Below are 16,291 nucleotides of genomic sequence, written 5' to 3'. Positions count from 1 at the left end.
CAGGCGAAAACCAACACTTTGGATACAGAGCCTCCTAGTTTATTACTTTTTGCCATTATCGACATTGCGCATATATCAGGTATTGTTTTACTACTTGTATTGCTGTTGTGCTCTGCGCTCATATCGGGTGCCGAAGTAGCATTCTTTTCATTAACCTCAACCGATTTTGACGGGAATGGAGAAAGAACTCCCTCTAAGAAATTGGCGATCGTTCAGAAGTTACTTTCAAAACCCAAAAAATTATTGGCTACTATTTTGGTGGCCAACAACTCCATTAATATTGCCATAGTTTTATTATTTGAATCCTTAAGTTCGGTTTGGTTTGAAGGATGGGGCTACCCACTTAATTTTTATTTCTTTCATGTTGAGGCCGTATTTCTCATTAAAATTGGGCTTGCTACCTTCCTTATTTTGTTGTTCGGGGAGATTCTTCCTAAAGTGTATGCCAGTAGGAACAAAGTATCGTTTGCCTCCTTTATGGCCTATCCGCTTAACGTGTTGGATAAACTATTTGCGCCTTTGAGTCTGCCCATGCGATCAGCGACGATTTACATTCATCAAAAATTTGGAAAGCAGAAGTCCAATATTAGTGTAGATCAACTTTCACAAGCTTTGGAGCTCACCAATGAGGCCGATACTACCCATGAAGAGCAAAAGATTCTCCAAGGAATTGTCACGTTTGGGAATACAGATACCAAGCAGGTAATGAAACCCAGAATGGAGATCTTCGCCTTAAATGAAGACAGTGCGTACAAAGACATTATGCCCGAAATTATTGCAAGGGGTTATTCCCGAATTCCGGTGTATAAAGACAATATCGATACCATAACCGGGGTATTATATGTGAAGGATTTGATTCCGTATATCGACCGAAAGACCCTAGATTGGAAGTCGCTTAAACGCGAGGCTTATTTTGTGCCGGAAAATAAGAAATTGGATGATTTGTTGAACGAATTTAAGGACATGAAAATGCACCTGGCCATAGTAGTGGACGAATACGGAGGCACTAGCGGACTCATTTCTTTGGAAGACATTATTGAAGAGATTGTAGGGGAGATTAGTGATGAATTTGACGATGAAGACTTGATCTTTTCGAAATTAGATGAACACAATTTTGTGTTTGAAGGAAAAACTCCTCTAAAAGATTTCTATAAGGTAGTACAGGTAAAAGATACTGAACTCTTTGAAGATGAAAAAGGGGAAGCCGAAACCCTTGCCGGCTTTCTTCTTGAAATCTCCAAAGGCTTTCCCAAAAAAGACGAGGTAATAAGTTTCCACAACTATGCGTTTACTATTGAAGCGTTCGACAATAAACGCATCAAACAAATCAAACTTTCAATTGTAACCTAATGCTATGCGTTATTTCCTATTACTGGCTTTAGCCGGCTTTTTTATTTCCTGTGAAGACACTGTAGTGGTAAAGCCAAGTGCGATGCTTCGGTTAGAGTATGAAATGCCAACCTATAGCAAGGTTAACGAAGACTGTCCTTTTTCGTATGAGAAGAACGAACAGGCAGTGCTTCAGAAAAAAAAAGATTGCTGGATGAATTTGTATTATCCCGAAATGAAGGCGACTATATACTTAACCTATCGCACCGTCAAAAACAACAATTTGGATTCGTTGTTGTACGATGCACAAAAGCTCACCTACGATCATACCATAAAGGCCGATGCCATTTTCGAGCAACCACGGGTGGATTCATTACATAAGGTGTATGGCATGTTTTATATGATCAATGGGAATGCCGCAACCCAGTCGCAATTCTATGTTACGGACAGCATTCACCATTTTGTCACAGGATCCTTATATTTTGAATCCAAGCCCAACTACGATTCTATTTACCCCGCTGCGGTATACCTTCGGAATGATATCCGCCAAATTATGGAGACCATTACCTGGAAATAATAGGGGCTTTTTTTCGTGCCATCTTTTATTTAGCTTCTGCTTTTTCTTAATAAAGTTTTAATTATCAGTCAATTCTGAAAAATTTTAGCGAAATTTATAGGAGTCATAATTCTATACCTTATGGGAAAGTTCTATATAAAATACGGAATTGCCATTGCCATTGCACTGGTCGCTTATTTCTTGTTCACCAAATTACTCGGCTTGCATAAATATCCAATTCTTAGTGCAGCGAATGCTGTTATTTTTGGTGCCGGAATTTTATTTTCTATGAAGAAATATAAGTCGGAGAAATCCAACTTCAAGTATGAAAAGGGATTTCAGGTGGGCTTGTTCACCGGAGGAATTGCCACAATCTTGTTTTCTGTTTTTATGGCGATTTATATCTTTCAGATCGATACCCAATTTGCACATGCCATTCTAGATTCCTGGGGATTGAACTATAACAAGGGCGGACTTATAGTAATTATCTCTCTGGTGATGATGGGATTTTCTACTACTTTGGTGCTTACTTTGGCCTTTATGCAACTCTTAAAAGAAACCTGGAACCCCAGCTCTTAAATCACCCTCTTTTATTTTATAGAAACTGTTTGCGGTTTAATTATTTAGAATTATATTTGCACCCGCCTTTGCGCAAGCTGAGGTAGCTTTTATCATAGAGATAGAAGATTTGTATAACCAATATAATAAACGATTACGCTATGTACGCAATTGTAGAGATAGCAGGGCAGCAAATAAAAGTTGCGAAAGACCAAAAAGTCTTTGTAAATCGTCTACCGGTTGAAGAAGGTAAAGCAGTGTCTTTTGACAATGTACTTCTTATAGGTGACGGAGACAAAGTTACTATTGGCGCCCCGGCTATAGACGGCGCTCAAGTTGGAGCAAAAGTCGTGAAGCACCTTAAAGGTGACAAAGTTATTGTTTTCAAAAAGAAACGTAGAAAAGGCTACCAGAAGAAAAATGGTCACAGACAAGCCCTTTCTCAAATTATCATTGAAAGCATTGTGGCTTCAGGAGCTAAGAAAGCAGCTCCGTTAAAGGCTGCCAAAGCAGCACCGGCTGCACCTAAGGCGAAAGCTGAAGTTAAAAAAGAAACCAAAGCTGCCGCACCAAAGGCTGCTGCTAAGGCGGAACCTAAAAAGGAACCCAAGGCAAAGGCACCGGCTGCAAAAGCGGCTCCTAAGAAGGCGGCTCCAAAAAAAGCTGCAACCAAAGCCGATGATCTTAAAAAGATTGAAGGTGTAGGGCCAAAAGCTATGGAAGCGATGGTGAATGCAGGATTGGATACATTTGCGAAAGTTGCAAAAGCGAAGCCAGAAGCAATTGCCACGATTTTAACAGAGGCAAGTTCAAGAATGGCACATTTAGTGACCGATACTTGGCCGGAGCAAGCAAAATTAGCTGCCGACGGCAAGTGGGATGAACTAGCTGCATTACAAGCAAAATTAGACGGCGGGAAGAAATAATCCTGCTTACGTATAACTTATCCTGTAGAAATACAGGAACATAAAACCTTAAGAAAATGGCTCATAAAAAAGGAGTTGGTAGTTCTAAGAACGGTAGAGAATCCCATTCGAAACGTCTAGGCGTGAAGATTTTTGGAGGACAGGCTGCCGAAGCTGGGAATATCATCATAAGACAAAGAGGTAATACACATCACCCGGGTGAGAATGTATATGGTGGAAAAGACCACACCCTTCACGCAAAAGTGGACGGGGTTGTAAAATTCACCAAAAAGAAAGATAACAAATCATACGTTTCTATCGTACCAACGGCAGAGGCTTAAGATCTTGTGATACAATTTAAAAACCCTCAACCGGAAATGGTTGAGGGTTTTTTGATTTAGATAAGCAGCTTGCTTGTTTTTGTTTTTTCGTAACTTGGAATTTAAATTTTAAGATGATGAAAAACCTTGCTTTAATCACACTATTTGCACTTTTATTAGTATTTAGTTCCACCCGTCTTCTTGCGCAAAGCATTCCACAGTACGATTATATAGAGGTTATTGTAATCCAAAAAGCAAATAATCGAGGAAAGGTGAAACGTATAAAGGTAGAGGAACAGGCATCGCTTGAAGGTAAATCAATCACTATCGATGAAATAGAAGACATAAAGGATACCTCGGCCTTATTGAGGTATATGAATGAGGCAAATTGGGAATTTTTAGAGCGCCAAGCGGTGGTGTCTGAAGATAACGACCCTGTTTGGATGAGTTATATTTTTAGAAAGGCAAAATAAAAAACCCTCACGTTAAAGCGAGGGTTCTTTTATAATTTGATCCTGAATCAAGTTCAGGATGACAAATCAGGTTCAGGATGACAAATCAAGATCAGGATGACGAATCTAGTACAGGATGACAATTAATAACGATAGTATTCGGGCTTGAAGGGTCCGTTAACGTCTACTCCGATATAATCGGCCTGCTCCTTACGCAATTCTGTAAGTTCAACGCCAATTTTGGCCAAATGCAATCTCGCCACTTTTTCATCTAGATGTTTTGGCAGCATATACACCTTGTTTTCGTAGTTGTCGCTGTTCTTCCAAAGCTCAATCTGTGCCAAAGTTTGGTTGGTGAAGGAGTTACTCATCACAAAACTTGGATGTCCCGTAGCACAACCTAGGTTTACCAATCGACCTTCGGCCAAAAGAATGATGTCCTTTCCGTCGATAGTATACTTATCTACCTGTGGTTTGATCTCTACTTTTGTGTTTCCGTAGTTTTTGTTCAACCAGGAAACAGCAATTTCGTTATCAAAATGACCAATATTACACACTATGGTCTTGTCTTTCATCGCCTTGAAGTGCTCTCCGGTCACAATGTCCTTATTTCCGGTAGTCGTGATCACTATGTCCGCGTTCGCCAGAACAGTTTCTAATTTTTTCACCTCAAATCCGTCCATGGCAGCTTGCAAGGCACAGATTGGGTCAATCTCGGTTACTGTTACGATAGAGCCGGCTCCTTTAAACGATGCCGCAGTTCCTTTCCCAACATCTCCATATCCACAAACCACTACGCGTTTTCCGGCCAACATAATGTCGGTGGCACGTCGCACCGCATCCACAGCACTTTCGCGACATCCGTATTTGTTGTCGAACTTCGACTTTGTTACACTGTCGTTTACATTGATAGCGGGCATCATCAAAGTGCCGTTGGCCATGCGTTCGTAAAGACGGTGTACTCCCGTGGTGGTCTCTTCAGATAGGCCTTTAATTCCTGAGGCTAGTTCTGGATATTTGTCGAATACCATATTGGTAAGGTCTCCTCCATCATCAAGAATCATATTTAAAGGTTTACGTTCTTCCCCAAAGAAAAGGGTTTGCTCGATACACCAGTTAAATTCTTCCTCGGTCATTCCTTTCCACGCATAGACAGGAGTGCCTGTTGCAGCAATGGCAGCGGCAGCCTGATCCTGTGTAGAGAAAATATTACATGAACTCCAAGTAACTTCGGCACCCAAAGCTTGTAAGGTTTCGATCAAAACGGCCGTTTGAATGGTCATATGCAAACATCCGGCGATTCGCGCACCCTTCAGTGGCTGTTCATTTTTGTATTCTTCACGTAATGACATCAAGCCGGGCATCTCTGCTTCGGCAAGCTCAATTTCTTTTCTTCCCCAATCGGCAAGGGAAATATCTTTAACTTTATACGCGGTGTAAGGCACTGTTTTAGTAGACATATTACTATATTTGAATTTATAATTTAACTGTTTCCGAATTACTTTTCGGACTGCAAAAATACATAATATCCGCAATATTATATGCCACTTTACAAAACTATAACAGTTAATCCTACTACTAAGGTCCTCATTTGGAAGATAGAAGAATCCTTTGAAACACTTTCAGAAGGGATAAACCTTACGCCACCCTGTCGGCAACGGGTGGATGGTATGAAAAGTGATTTACACCGTCGCGGATTTATGAGCGTGCGACATTTAATGGCGGTTGAAGGATATGTCGATGCCGATTTGTATTACGACGCGAATGGAAAGCCGCATCTTACCGACGGTAAACATATTTCGATCACACATTCCTTTATTTTTTCGGCCATTATTATAAGTGATATGGAAGTAGGGATCGATATTGAAATGCAGCGGCCTAAGATTATAAGAATCGCTCATAAATTTACACCCATAGAAGAATACAGAACGTTGGCCAACGATGATGCCATTATGCGGAAACTGACCATGGTATGGGGTGCCAAAGAATCCTTATATAAGAGTTTTGCGAGTCCGGGAGTGAGTTTTTTACAACATATATATGTGGATGATTTTGCGTTGGAGGATATGGCTTCGGTTGCCATAGTATCGTATGAAGATAAAACCGCACAGTACAAGGTATGGTTTTTGGAATTTGAAGGATTTACCTGTGCGTATGCTTTAATTTCTGAAGAAAACCAAAGATGACGCCATCGTATTACCAAAGTTTGCTTGATAGGATTTCGGAAGAAAAGAAATGTTTGGCAATTCTTGTCGATCCCGATAAATTCGACACAAAGCAAGTCGTTTCCTTTTTAAAAAAGATTCCTTCTGAAACAACCCATTTATTTGTTGGAGGGAGCACGGTGTTAAACGGACATGCCGAGGCTACCGTAAAAGCGATTAAGAAACAGTGCACGATACCTGTTTTTTTATTCCCTGGCGATTATTCCCAAATAACCGAAGCGGCAGATGCCTTGTTGTTTTTGTCCTTACTTTCGGGACGAAATGCAGAGTATTTGATAGGACAACAGCTGCGTTCAATCCCAAGACTGCTCGATACCGAGTTGGAAGTAATTTCCACCGGATACATTTTGTTGGACGGTGGGAGCAAATCGGCCGTAGAACGTATTTCGGGGACCGACCCAATTTCTCAAAATGATTTGGAAACCATAGTTCATACGGCCTTGGCAGGGCAATTCCTGGGAGCCAAGTTGGTATATTTGGAAGCGGGCAGTGGTGCGCGATTTCCGGTAAGACCTGAGGTTATTTCGGCGGTAAAAGAGGTGATAACCATCCCACTACTGGTAGGTGGAGGGATTAGGACTGAAGTCCAAAAACAAGCCGCTTACAAGGCGGGAGCCGATCTGGTGGTCATGGGAACTGTGTTTGAAGAATTGCTTAAATACTAACTTCTTACCTGTGCCTGCACGCCGGCAGCGCTCAGGCGAAACCTATTTTTAGAAACATGAAGATATCTGTAGAACTAACCTTAACACCTATACAAGACGATTTCGAACCGGTCATCATCAATTTTATAAAAAAATTACGCGCTTCAGGATTGACGGTGCTTGAAAACCCGTTGAGCACGCAGGTGTACGGAGAATATGACGAGGTGATGAATTTGCTTCAGAAGGAAATAAAAACAGCCCTGGAGGCGGTAGAACGAGGCTTGTTATATATTAAAATTGTAAAATCGGATCGAAGCGATTATGAACCAGCTTTTTGAGTTTTTATTCGGCCAATATAACACCTATGATACCCTAGACATTGCTTTGGAAATCATTGCAGTGCTCTATGGGTTTTTGTCGGTATGGTTTTCCAAAGAAAATAAGATCTGGGTATTCCCTACCGGGATGATCAGTACCGCTATTTTTGTGTACTTGTTGTTTAAATGGTCGCTGTTGGGAGATATGATGATCAATGGCTATTATTTCGCCATGAGCGTTTACGGTTGGTATATCTGGACACGAAAAGTAGATCCTACCCACTTTACACCCATAACCACTACCACACGGAAAGAGAAAAACTATTCCATAATAATATTCGTAGCAACGCTGCTTTTTGTATTTGTGGTGTATAAGGTCTATGACAAATGGAATGATTGGACGGCCTATGTCGATACCGTTACCACAGCTATCTTTTTTGTGGGTATGTGGTTGATGGCAAAACGAAAGATCGAAAACTGGATATATTGGATCGTGGGCGATATCATCTCCGTTCCGCTCTATTTTTACAAGGGCTTTACTTTTACCAGTTTTCAATACCTTATTTTTACCTTCATCGCTATCTTTGGTTATCTCGCATGGAAAAAACACTTGAACAACAGCCTGCAACCTGCTTAAAGGTGGTTTTATTCGGTCCCGAATCTACCGGAAAAACAACCTTGGCGAAGCAACTGGCTGCACATTTTCACACCGAGTGGGTGCCGGAATATATGCGTGAATACTTGGAAGAAAAGTGGGAAACCAAAAAAGAAAAAATTTCGAAAGCAGATTTGCTACCCATTGCCCTAGGACAAATGCGGGCCGAAAATAGCGCTTCGGAAAAGGCGAACAGAATCCTTTTTTGCGACACGAACCTGCTGGAAATCAAGGTGTATTCTGAATATTATTACGATGGATTCTGCCCTTCAGAAATTAAAGAATTTGCATTAAAGAATACCTACGATCTATATTTTCTTACCTATATCGACACGCCTTGGATTTCGGATAATTTACGCGACAGACCCAATGATAGGTCGGAGCTATTTTGTATTTTTGAATCGGAACTTAAACGGCTTCATCTCCCTTACAAGACGTTGCAAGGATCCAATTCGGTGCGATTAAACAGTGCTATTTCTGAAATTCAAAAACTACTTAAGCAGCAGAGCGGATGCTAACAAAAAAAGACCTACAACAAATTGAAAAGCATGGCCTGTCTGTCGACACAGTGGTAAAACAGCTTGAAACCTTTGCACGTGGAATTCCTTTTATGGAGATCGTTACAGCAGCTTCTGTGGGAAACGGGATTGAGGCGATCCCCGCCGATGTACAACAAAAGTTAATTTCGCTCTACGAGACCAAGCAAGACAAATTGGAAATTGTAAAATTTGTCCCTGCTTCGGGTGCCGCTACTCGGATGTTTCGGTTTTTACATCAATTTTTGGAGGAATACAATCCGGAGGAAGAACGACTGAATAAATTCTTAAAGACTGAAGGCAGGGAAGAACTTGTCAAATTCTTTGGTGCGCAAAAGGACTTTGCCTTTCTGAATCCGCTTCGAAAAAAAATTCGGGAGAACTACCCCGAATACAAACATTGTAAAAAGGGGATGCGGAGCTATCTTTTGGTAAAAACCATGTTGGATAAAAAAGGCCTTAATTTTAATAAGCTGCCAAAGGGGCTGATACCGTTTCATAAATATACAAAATATGCCACTACAGCCTTCGAGGAACAATTGTTTGAAGCGGCTCATTACGCTTCGGTAAAAGAGGAAGCCTTAATCCATTTTACCTTTGCTGAAGAACACGTCTCCTATTTTAAAAAGGAATTTAATTCAGTTAAAAAAAGGGTAAGCAAAAAAACCAAGACCAATTTCAATATCTCCTATTCCTTTCAGAAAAAAGAGACCGATACAATTGCGGTTACACTAGAAAACAAACCCTTACGAGATGCCGATGGCCGATTGATTTTTAGACCTTCGGGTCATGGCGCACTTTTGGAAAACCTGAACGATGTGGATGCCGATCTGCTCTTTATAAAGAACATTGACAATGTGGTTGCCGAAGAATATGTGGAAACCATTGCGCATTACAAGAAATTACTTGCGGGGAAATTGCTTTGGCTGCAGCAAAAAATATTTAACTATTTGGAGGAACTTCACGGCAATAATGGGATGGAAGCCATTGCCAAGGAAGTCCGATCCTTTCTGTGGAACGAACTTAGTGTAAAGGAAATTCCTGAAAGTATAGAGGAATTAAAGTATATTTTAAACCGTCCCATTCGTGTTTGCGGGGTGGTGAAAAATACGGGAGCTCCGGGCGGAGGGCCATTCTGGGTGAAAAATGAAACCGGGATTACTACTTTGCAGATTGTAGAAACAGCGCAGATTGACATGGAAGACAAACGACAACGTGCGATGGCCTATGAAGCTACCCATTTTAATCCGGTGGATATTGTTTGTGGGGTTAGGGATTTTAAAGGAAACAAATTCGATCTTACTAAATTTTGCAATCCGAAGGCAGGATTTATTTCGGAAAAGTCACAAAATGGTAAGAAATTAAAAGCACTAGAATTACCCGGGCTTTGGAATGGCGGCATGTCCAATTGGAATACGGCACTTGTGGAAGTGCCCGGTCTTACCTTTAATCCGGTTAAGACCGTGAACGACTTGTTGAGCAAGGAACATCGACCCAATGCCTGATGCAGACGGATTTACTCATAAAAGAATTTACATTTAAGGCAGTCCGAAGCAGTGGTCCCGGAGGGCAGCACGTCAATAAGACCGCTACCAAAGTGGAGGTCTCTTTTCTCATCTTGGCCTCCGAAGCCTTGTCTGAAGCCGAAAAGCAACGACTTTACACGAAATTGGCTTCTCGAATTTCTTCGGAAGGAACCCTGACGCTACAATGTGGGGAAACTAGAAGTCAGTCCCGCAATAAAGCCATAGTTATCGAACGCTTGCTAAGGCTTCTGAAGGAAAACCTGAAAGTATCAAAACCCAGAAAAAAAACGAAACCGACCAAGTCGGCTATCGAAAGAAGACTGAAAGCCAAGAAAACGCAAGCCTTAAAAAAATCTTCGCGTAAACCTCCCCCTCTAGACTAATTTCTTATCTTTGCCCTACATCTCAAAGGGGTGCCGTAAAAAGCTGAGATTATACCCAATGAACCTGGGCGGATAATGCCGCCAAGGGATAGGATACAAAAGTGTCCGCATTGTATACCCCTATTAGTTCCTATAAGTGCTAATAGGTTTTTTTATGCTGTGTTTTTATAAATCTATAACAAAAGAGTAATACCCCTTTTATTCGTGCTAATTTTTTACGAATGAAACAATTTTATGCGACATGCTGTTTTGTATTTCTTTTTCTGTCTGCTTTTTCACAGGAAATTGTAACCGATTCTACCCATGTGGAAAGTCTTGAAGAGGTGATTGTAAAATCGGTTCGTGTGGATGCCGATTCTCCAATTACACACTCCAATCTTAACAAGGGCGAATTGGAGAAGCGGAATTTAGGTCAGGACATACCCTATTTACTCAATTATCTACCATCGGTTGTAACCACCAGTGATGCCGGAGCAGGCGTGGGGTATACGTATATTCGCGTACGCGGAAGTGATGCGTCACGGGTCAATGTTACCCTCAACGGTATTCCATTTAACGATGCCGAGAGTCAGGGGACTTTTTGGGTAAACCTCCCGGATTTCACTTCTTCGGTACAAAATTTACAACTGCAAAGAGGGGTTGGGACTTCTACCAATGGTTCGGGAGCCTTTGGTGCTAGTTTGAATTTATTGACAGATGCTGTTGCCGAAAATGCTTCCGGTGAATTTTCCAATTCATTTGGTTCATACCATACCCGAAAGCATACATTAAAGTTTAGCACCGGTCTATTGAATGAGCACTTTGAAATAGCGGGAAGGCTTTCAAATATCGCTTCAGACGGATATATTGACAGGGCGCGTTCCGATTTGAAATCCTATTTTTTACAAGCCGCTTTTAAGGACCACAACACTCTGGTTAAAGCGATTGCCTTCGGCGGAAGGGAAGAAACCTATCAGGCCTGGAACGGGATCGATGCCGAAACCTTGGAAACAGACCGAACCACCAACTATGCCGGGATGTATACCGATTCCGATGGCACCACTAAATTTTATGATAATGAGGTTGATAACTACGCTCAGGACCATTATCAACTCGTTTGGAACCAGCGCTATAACAATCGTTGGAGCAGCAGCATAGCTTTTAATTACACCTATGGACGCGGATATTTTGAGCAGTATAAAGAAGACGAGGATTTTGCTTTTTATAATTTCGAACCCGTTGAAATAGGAGGTGATACCATTAATACAACCGACCTTATTCGGCGCCGATGGTTGGACAATAATTTTTATGCGTTAAATGCCAATGTCAATTATAAAGATGAAATGGTTGATGTGGTAGCCGGGGCATTTTTTAGTACGTATACAGGAGATCATTTTGGAGAAGTAATTTGGGCACAATATTCGGGTGGAAGTGAGATTAGGGACCGGTATTATTTTGGGAGAGGTGACAAGACCGAAGCCACCGTTTTTTCGAAAGCAACGTGGCGTATCAATCCACAATGGAGTGTCTTTGGAGATCTTCAGGGGAGGTTTGTCAATTACAAAACCAATGGAGAAACTTCAGACCGTTTGCCCTTGGCAATAGATGAAAACTACAATTTTTTTAATCCGAAGGCGGGTGTTTCGGTCCAACTTAATAGAAAAAACCAACTGTACATTTCGTATGGAAGGGCGCATCGTGAGCCTAGAAGAAGCGATTACGAGCAGGGGATCACTACTTCAGAAAAACTAGACGATATTGAACTGGGTTGGCGTTTTGCTTCAGAAAAAATACAAATAAACAGCAATCTCTTTTATATGGATTATAAAGATCAGTTAGTGCTCACAGGAGCGCTGGATGATGTGGGTGCTCCAATTAGAGCCACCAGTGGAAAGAGCTACCGACTGGGATTGGAAGTGGATGCAAGCATTGAGGTGACCCCCAAGATCGCGTTACGTCCCAATGTGGCTTTTAGCACCAATAAGAATGTAGATTTTATAACTTCCTTAGACGGCGAATTGGTTGATCTTGGGAATACTGATATCTCTTTTTCTCCACAGATCATCGCAGGGAATGTCATCGAATTTCAGCCGCTACCTAATTTGCAATTGGGGCTGCTTACAAAATTTGTTGGTGAGCAATATATGGGAAATACAGCCAGTGAAGTTTCAAAACTGGATAGCTTTTTTATAAATGATTTCAACATTAGGTATACTTTGAACAATGTAGCTTTTGTTCGGGAAATTGTATTATCTGCTTTAGTGAATAATATGTTTAATGTGCACTATGTATCCAATGGTTATTACTATAGGTTTGATGATGACTATAGTACTCCGGGAACGGTCACTACCATTGAAGGTGCCGGATATTATCCACAGGCCACAATTAATTTTTTAGCAGGAGCAACCATAAAATTCTAATTGCCTATTTGAATATTATCCCCGGTACGTGTAGCGATATATTGAAGCATTGGGTATAGGTTTTCATCGGCTTGGTGTTGGCCGGTGACTATGTCGTAAGAGTTATCGTCATTGCACGGACAGCTGGCGACAATACCTTCTATGGTCATCCGAGAACAACTATTCGGCGTGTGATTGGGGTCACTTAGTTCGAAGGCGGTGTAAAGATCATTGTTCACATTGTAGATTACAATCCCTTTAATGCCTTGATGATTGATCGTTATGCTATTTCCTGGGAATTTCAAAGGATTGTATTCGGGTAGGTTCAGGTTGAGGGTTAGGTTGACTAATGGATCCACCAGATAGGGATTGTCATTTCTAACGCCATCATCCTTTTTGCAGGCGATTAGAACTAAAAAAGTGATGAGGATATAAAGTTTCGTTTTCATAACGGTAAAAATAGTGTGGCGAAAGTACAATAAAATGGGCAAAATGAATTTTTTAGTATATTTGTAATACGAAATCCCGGCACTTATGGGATTTTTTTATGTTTTAATAAGCGTACCCCTAAATTTACAAGGATTTGCTGAAAAAGTTGAACAAGCGTGTTACAATAACACAAACGATGAAGTTATGAGTAAAGTATCATATTATACAGCCGAAGGATTAAAAAAATTAAGAGATGAGTTGGACTATATGCGTGATGTAGAACGGCCAAAGGCCTCCAATGCCATTGCCGAAGCGCGCGACAAGGGTGATCTTAGTGAGAATGCCGAATACGATGCAGCCAAAGAGGCCCAAGGAATGTTGGAAATGAGAATTTCGAAATTGGAAGAAATTGTTGCCAATGCGCGCCTTATTGACGAATCTCAACTGGATGTATCCAAAGTATTGGTGCATTCCAATGTGAAAATTAAAAATAAGACCAACGGTATGGAGATGAGGTATAAGTTGGTTGCCCAGAGTGAAGCCGATTTAAAAACTGGTAAAATTTCGGTTGATTCTCCCATTGGAAAAGGACTTCTTGGAAAAAAAGTTGGCGAAATCGCCGAAATCCAAGTGCCAAATGGAGTGATGAAATTTGAAATATTAGAAATCTCAAGAGACTAGGATGGCATCGATCTTTACGAAAATAATCAACGGAGAAATTCCCTGTTACAAAGTAGCAGAGGACGAAAATTTTATAGCTTTTCTGGATATTAATCCCAATGCAAAGGGTCACACACTTTGTGTCCCGAAAGACGAAGAGGATAAGCTTTTCGATATGGGGGAGCATATGTACCTTCAGTTGATGCAGTTTTCCCGAAAAGTGGCCATTGCCGTAGAAAAATCGGTCCCGTGTAAGCGTGTTGGAATGGCCGTAGTAGGCTTGGAAGTGCCGCACGTACACGTGCATCTAATTCCGTTAAACGATATGAAGGAGATGACCTTTAAGCACAAAGTCACCATGCTCCCCAAGGATTTTACCAAACTTGCCAAAAAAATCCAAGGCCATATTTCTTAATAGTTCATAGCGAGTAGCAGCCCGGTTGCAACCAAAACTACAAATAGCAATAGCAAAAGATAGGCGCTTGTTTTTAACCGAATGGTAGTGTTTTTTGGGTTGACTAACTTTTTGTTGTATTGATAGACCCTTTCAATATCGTCGGTCCAATTCACCGGATAGATGGTATTATTACAGCTATGACAGTATAAAGACTCAAAAATCCTGCTACCTGCTTTTGTATAGTATTTCGTTTCTGTCTCCTCTTGTGAAAAAGTAAATTCCAATCCCTGATTTGCAAAACAAGTTGGGCAATTGTTAGTGAGTTGGGCCGTATGTAAATTATGTTTGGTAATCTGCATTTTATAAATTTAAACGGAAAGAGTACCTCGAAAAGTATGTAACTATTTTCATTATACCATAAACCCTCGAGGTTTTTCTTAAAGATAGTTTGATTTTGTAAATGAATAGCTTATCTAATTATTAAAAAGCTATGCTTCTTAGGGTTACTTTTTTAGCACTTTCTCGATAAGAGTGCCTTTTCCCGTTATGATTTTTAGAAAATATACACCACTCTTTAGAATCGAAGTGTCAACAAAGTAGAGGTTCTCGGTTTTAGAAAGCACTAATTCTCCAATGAGATTATAGAATTCAATAGATTCTATTTGAAATGTAGAGTTATTTTTAATTCTTAAAGCTCCTTTTACTGGATTTGGGAAGACATTAAAAAGTGATCTCAATTTATTTTTAGTAACTGAAAGATTGTCACAATCTTCTATATTCTCCACTAGGGTTGTATGAGCGTCAACGATGAAATTTGTATTGGGGGCATTGGTGTCATCTACAACCACACAGGATAATTCTGGACAGTCAATGGCGATAAATGCAACTAGATCTTCATTAGATCCATTATTCATATTTACAAACTGTAAATTAGGATTATCGTCAATTCTAATAAATGAAATGTCCGTATTGTGAGAAAAGTCCATCTCCTCAAGCATATTATAATTTAATTCAACATCGTCTAAAACAAAATTATTGGACAAATCTATAATCCCTGTTAGGTTATTATTTCTCAACCAAAGCCAACTTAAATTTGGATTATTTGTTACATCAATACTGCTCAATGAACTATTATTCCCAGAAATAATTTCAATATTAGTATTGTTACTAAAATTCAACTGAGTAATATTTGTATCATTAAAATACAGTGAGACAAGACTCTGGCAGTTTGATATATCAAGTTCAGTAAGCAGTGTATTACTAACTGATAGATAATCTAATAATGGATTGTTTGGAAGATTAATATTTGAGAGAGGAGTGTTTTGAATCTCTATTTCTTCAATATTTGGGTTATTTAAAAAATCCAATGAGGTAATTTGAGAATCTCGAGCGTTAAAATAGGTAAGGTTTACACATTCTGATAAATCTATTGAATTTAGTGAAGTTTCTACACATCTCAATGAGGCCAAACTCGTGCAATTCGTCAAATTCAAATTGGTAATATTTTGATTAGAGAGATGAAAAATAAACAGACTGGAGAGATTGGAAGCATCTATACTAGTAAAATTATTACTGCCAAGATATAGGTTGACAATTTGAGGGACATTGCTTAAGTCGATATCCGATAGGTTGTTATCATTCAAGCCTAAGGTAAATAAATCGGAAGGAACCATTGACAGATCAAAACTGCTTAAATTATTACTACTTGCAAACAGCTGTTCTAAATCTATAAATGCTTCTATACCTGTCAAATTATTTATATTTTTTTCATCCAAATTTAAAGTTGTAATCCCAATAGCATTTGTTGTTAAGAACTGCCCATTTAATCCGTCATCATCTATACCCAAATCTATAAGTGCTTGTTCGAAATTAGGATCTGGTACTTGAGTGTACTGGCCATAGCTAAGATGCAAATGCAAAAAACAATATATCAGAATTATTTGTTTCATGGTTATTCCCAATAAGAAAATAAATTGTAATTCACGCAGTAACTAATTTACTAATTATTAGCCAATTCAATT

The 16,291-nt window shown here is 40.0% G+C and carries 20 protein-coding genes and 1 riboswitch; of the genes, 16 read left to right on the top strand and 4 right to left on the bottom strand.

Annotated features, from left to right (window positions below; all coding sequences use genetic code 11):
* The first annotated feature begins 18 nt into the window (after nucleotides 1-18).
* From K8F54_RS08425 to K8F54_RS08400, 6 genes are all read left to right on the top strand, one after another.
* Complete coding sequence (locus K8F54_RS08425; protein ID WP_290789465.1) at nucleotides 19-1,350, top strand: gliding motility-associated protein GldE; 1,332 nt, start codon at nucleotides 19-21, stop codon at nucleotides 1,348-1,350.
* 4 nt (nucleotides 1,351-1,354) lie between these two features.
* Nucleotides 1,355-1,906, top strand: coding sequence for a gliding motility lipoprotein GldD (gene gldD / locus K8F54_RS08420; protein ID WP_290789464.1), 552 nt, complete (start codon nucleotides 1,355-1,357; stop codon nucleotides 1,904-1,906).
* Between the two features lie 120 nt (nucleotides 1,907-2,026).
* Nucleotides 2,027-2,464, top strand: a complete 438-nt coding sequence (locus K8F54_RS08415; RefSeq protein ID WP_290789461.1) for a DUF4199 domain-containing protein — start codon at nucleotides 2,027-2,029, stop codon at nucleotides 2,462-2,464.
* 140 nt (nucleotides 2,465-2,604) lie between these two features.
* Nucleotides 2,605-3,369, top strand: coding sequence for a 50S ribosomal protein L21 (gene rplU / locus K8F54_RS08410; RefSeq protein WP_290789459.1), 765 nt, complete (start codon nucleotides 2,605-2,607; stop codon nucleotides 3,367-3,369).
* Nucleotides 3,370-3,425: 56 nt separating this feature from the next.
* A complete protein-coding gene (gene rpmA / locus K8F54_RS08405; RefSeq protein WP_290789455.1) occupies nucleotides 3,426-3,689 on the top strand; it encodes a 50S ribosomal protein L27 in 264 nt (87 codons plus the stop codon).
* Nucleotides 3,690-3,802: 113 nt separating this feature from the next.
* On the top strand, nucleotides 3,803-4,141 hold the full coding sequence (locus tag K8F54_RS08400) for a hypothetical protein (protein ID WP_290789452.1): 339 nt from the start codon (nucleotides 3,803-3,805) through the stop codon (nucleotides 4,139-4,141).
* A gap of 122 nt (nucleotides 4,142-4,263) precedes the next feature.
* On the opposite strand, the gene ahcY is transcribed toward K8F54_RS08400, so the two are convergent.
* The gene (gene ahcY, locus K8F54_RS08395) at nucleotides 4,264-5,580 is read right to left on the bottom strand and encodes an adenosylhomocysteinase (RefSeq protein ID WP_290789450.1); all 1,317 of its coding nucleotides are present in this window, start codon (nucleotides 5,578-5,580) and stop codon (nucleotides 4,264-4,266) included.
* Between the two features lie 81 nt (nucleotides 5,581-5,661).
* On the opposite strand from ahcY, the gene K8F54_RS08390 reads away from it, so the two are divergent.
* The 8 genes from K8F54_RS08390 to K8F54_RS08355 all read left to right on the top strand — a co-directional run bounded on the left by K8F54_RS08390 (nucleotide 5,662) and on the right by K8F54_RS08355 (nucleotide 12,805).
* Entirely contained in the window at nucleotides 5,662-6,306 is a 645-nt protein-coding gene (locus tag K8F54_RS08390; protein WP_290789447.1) for a 4'-phosphopantetheinyl transferase family protein, read from the top strand.
* Nucleotides 6,303-7,010 carry a geranylgeranylglyceryl/heptaprenylglyceryl phosphate synthase gene (locus K8F54_RS08385; protein WP_290789444.1) on the top strand — a complete coding sequence of 236 codons (708 nt, stop codon included), beginning with the start codon at nucleotides 6,303-6,305 and terminating at the stop codon, nucleotides 7,008-7,010. The genes K8F54_RS08390 and K8F54_RS08385 overlap by 4 nt, the downstream gene beginning before the upstream one ends.
* Nucleotides 7,011-7,066: 56 nt before the next feature.
* Nucleotides 7,067-7,327: a thiamine-binding protein gene (locus K8F54_RS08380; protein WP_290789441.1), complete on the top strand. Its 261-nt coding sequence runs from the start codon at nucleotides 7,067-7,069 to the stop codon at nucleotides 7,325-7,327.
* Nucleotides 7,311-7,943 carry a nicotinamide riboside transporter PnuC gene (gene pnuC, locus K8F54_RS08375; protein ID WP_290789439.1) on the top strand — a complete coding sequence of 211 codons (633 nt, stop codon included), beginning with the start codon at nucleotides 7,311-7,313 and terminating at the stop codon, nucleotides 7,941-7,943. Before K8F54_RS08380 ends, pnuC begins: the two co-directional genes overlap by 17 nt.
* Nucleotides 7,904-8,479 carry an ATP-binding protein gene (locus tag K8F54_RS08370; RefSeq protein WP_290789436.1) on the top strand — a complete coding sequence of 192 codons (576 nt, stop codon included), beginning with the start codon at nucleotides 7,904-7,906 and terminating at the stop codon, nucleotides 8,477-8,479. The genes pnuC and K8F54_RS08370 overlap by 40 nt, the downstream gene beginning before the upstream one ends.
* Nucleotides 8,473-10,002: a DUF4301 family protein gene (locus K8F54_RS08365; RefSeq protein WP_290789433.1), complete on the top strand. Its 1,530-nt coding sequence runs from the start codon at nucleotides 8,473-8,475 to the stop codon at nucleotides 10,000-10,002. Before K8F54_RS08370 ends, K8F54_RS08365 begins: the two co-directional genes overlap by 7 nt.
* Nucleotides 10,002-10,406, top strand: a complete 405-nt coding sequence (gene arfB, locus K8F54_RS08360; RefSeq protein ID WP_290789430.1) for an alternative ribosome rescue aminoacyl-tRNA hydrolase ArfB — start codon at nucleotides 10,002-10,004, stop codon at nucleotides 10,404-10,406. Before K8F54_RS08365 ends, arfB begins: the two co-directional genes overlap by 1 nt.
* Before the next feature lie 16 nt (nucleotides 10,407-10,422).
* A riboswitch (TPP riboswitch) is annotated at nucleotides 10,423-10,512 on the top strand.
* A 115-nt stretch (nucleotides 10,513-10,627) separates the two neighbouring features.
* Complete coding sequence (locus tag K8F54_RS08355) at nucleotides 10,628-12,805, top strand: TonB-dependent receptor (RefSeq protein WP_290789427.1); 2,178 nt, start codon at nucleotides 10,628-10,630, stop codon at nucleotides 12,803-12,805.
* Here the strand turns inward: K8F54_RS08355 and K8F54_RS08350 are convergent.
* Complete coding sequence (locus K8F54_RS08350; protein WP_290789424.1) at nucleotides 12,802-13,233, bottom strand: hypothetical protein; 432 nt, start codon at nucleotides 13,231-13,233, stop codon at nucleotides 12,802-12,804. The two genes, K8F54_RS08355 and K8F54_RS08350, sit on opposite strands and share 4 nt — an antisense overlap.
* 184 nt (nucleotides 13,234-13,417) lie before the next feature.
* Here K8F54_RS08350 and greA point away from each other — a divergent pair, with 184 nt between their 5' ends.
* Nucleotides 13,418-13,894, top strand: a complete 477-nt coding sequence (gene greA / locus K8F54_RS08345) for a transcription elongation factor GreA (protein ID WP_290789421.1) — start codon at nucleotides 13,418-13,420, stop codon at nucleotides 13,892-13,894.
* Between the two features lies 1 nt (nucleotide 13,895).
* Nucleotides 13,896-14,288, top strand: a complete 393-nt coding sequence (locus tag K8F54_RS08340) for an HIT domain-containing protein (RefSeq protein WP_290789418.1) — start codon at nucleotides 13,896-13,898, stop codon at nucleotides 14,286-14,288.
* Here K8F54_RS08340 and K8F54_RS08335 read toward each other — a convergent pair.
* Together K8F54_RS08335 and K8F54_RS08330 are read right to left on the bottom strand one after the other, a co-directional pair.
* Complete coding sequence (locus K8F54_RS08335) at nucleotides 14,285-14,629, bottom strand: hypothetical protein (RefSeq protein WP_290789415.1); 345 nt, start codon at nucleotides 14,627-14,629, stop codon at nucleotides 14,285-14,287. The genes K8F54_RS08340 and K8F54_RS08335 overlap by 4 nt on opposite strands.
* 144 nt (nucleotides 14,630-14,773) lie before the next feature.
* Complete coding sequence (locus K8F54_RS08330; RefSeq protein ID WP_290789412.1) at nucleotides 14,774-16,219, bottom strand: T9SS type A sorting domain-containing protein; 1,446 nt, start codon at nucleotides 16,217-16,219, stop codon at nucleotides 14,774-14,776.
* Nucleotides 16,220-16,291: the final 72 nt, after the last annotated feature.

Source organism: Altibacter sp. (assembly GCF_019913785.1).
Lineage (GTDB): Bacteria > Bacteroidota > Bacteroidia > Flavobacteriales > Flavobacteriaceae > Altibacter.
The sequence above is the reverse complement of the archived record's forward strand: the minus strand, read 5'-3'. Positions and strand labels throughout refer to the sequence as shown.

Coding starts and splice junctions, on each gene's coding strand:
- pnuC (WP_290789439.1), top strand. CDS start 7,311: ATGAACCAGCTTTTTGAGTTTTTATTCGGCCAATATAACACCTATGAT.
- K8F54_RS08370 (WP_290789436.1), top strand. CDS start 7,904: ATGGAAAAAACACTTGAACAACAGCCTGCAACCTGCTTAAAGGTGGTT.
- K8F54_RS08385 (WP_290789444.1), top strand. CDS start 6,303: ATGACGCCATCGTATTACCAAAGTTTGCTTGATAGGATTTCGGAAGAA.
- K8F54_RS08390 (WP_290789447.1), top strand. CDS start 5,662: ATGCCACTTTACAAAACTATAACAGTTAATCCTACTACTAAGGTCCTC.
- ahcY (WP_290789450.1), bottom strand. CDS start 5,580: ATGTCTACTAAAACAGTGCCTTACACCGCGTATAAAGTTAAAGATATT.
- K8F54_RS08400 (WP_290789452.1), top strand. CDS start 3,803: ATGATGAAAAACCTTGCTTTAATCACACTATTTGCACTTTTATTAGTA.
- K8F54_RS08350 (WP_290789424.1), bottom strand. CDS start 13,233: ATGAAAACGAAACTTTATATCCTCATCACTTTTTTAGTTCTAATCGCC.
- K8F54_RS08335 (WP_290789415.1), bottom strand. CDS start 14,629: ATGCAGATTACCAAACATAATTTACATACGGCCCAACTCACTAACAAT.
- K8F54_RS08415 (WP_290789461.1), top strand. CDS start 2,027: ATGGGAAAGTTCTATATAAAATACGGAATTGCCATTGCCATTGCACTG.
- greA (WP_290789421.1), top strand. CDS start 13,418: ATGAGTAAAGTATCATATTATACAGCCGAAGGATTAAAAAAATTAAGA.
- K8F54_RS08365 (WP_290789433.1), top strand. CDS start 8,473: ATGCTAACAAAAAAAGACCTACAACAAATTGAAAAGCATGGCCTGTCT.
- K8F54_RS08355 (WP_290789427.1), top strand. CDS start 10,628: ATGAAACAATTTTATGCGACATGCTGTTTTGTATTTCTTTTTCTGTCT.
- rplU (WP_290789459.1), top strand. CDS start 2,605: ATGTACGCAATTGTAGAGATAGCAGGGCAGCAAATAAAAGTTGCGAAA.
- K8F54_RS08330 (WP_290789412.1), bottom strand. CDS start 16,219: ATGAAACAAATAATTCTGATATATTGTTTTTTGCATTTGCATCTTAGC.
- arfB (WP_290789430.1), top strand. CDS start 10,002: ATGCAGACGGATTTACTCATAAAAGAATTTACATTTAAGGCAGTCCGA.
- K8F54_RS08380 (WP_290789441.1), top strand. CDS start 7,067: ATGAAGATATCTGTAGAACTAACCTTAACACCTATACAAGACGATTTC.
- K8F54_RS08340 (WP_290789418.1), top strand. CDS start 13,896: ATGGCATCGATCTTTACGAAAATAATCAACGGAGAAATTCCCTGTTAC.
- rpmA (WP_290789455.1), top strand. CDS start 3,426: ATGGCTCATAAAAAAGGAGTTGGTAGTTCTAAGAACGGTAGAGAATCC.
- gldD (WP_290789464.1), top strand. CDS start 1,355: ATGCGTTATTTCCTATTACTGGCTTTAGCCGGCTTTTTTATTTCCTGT.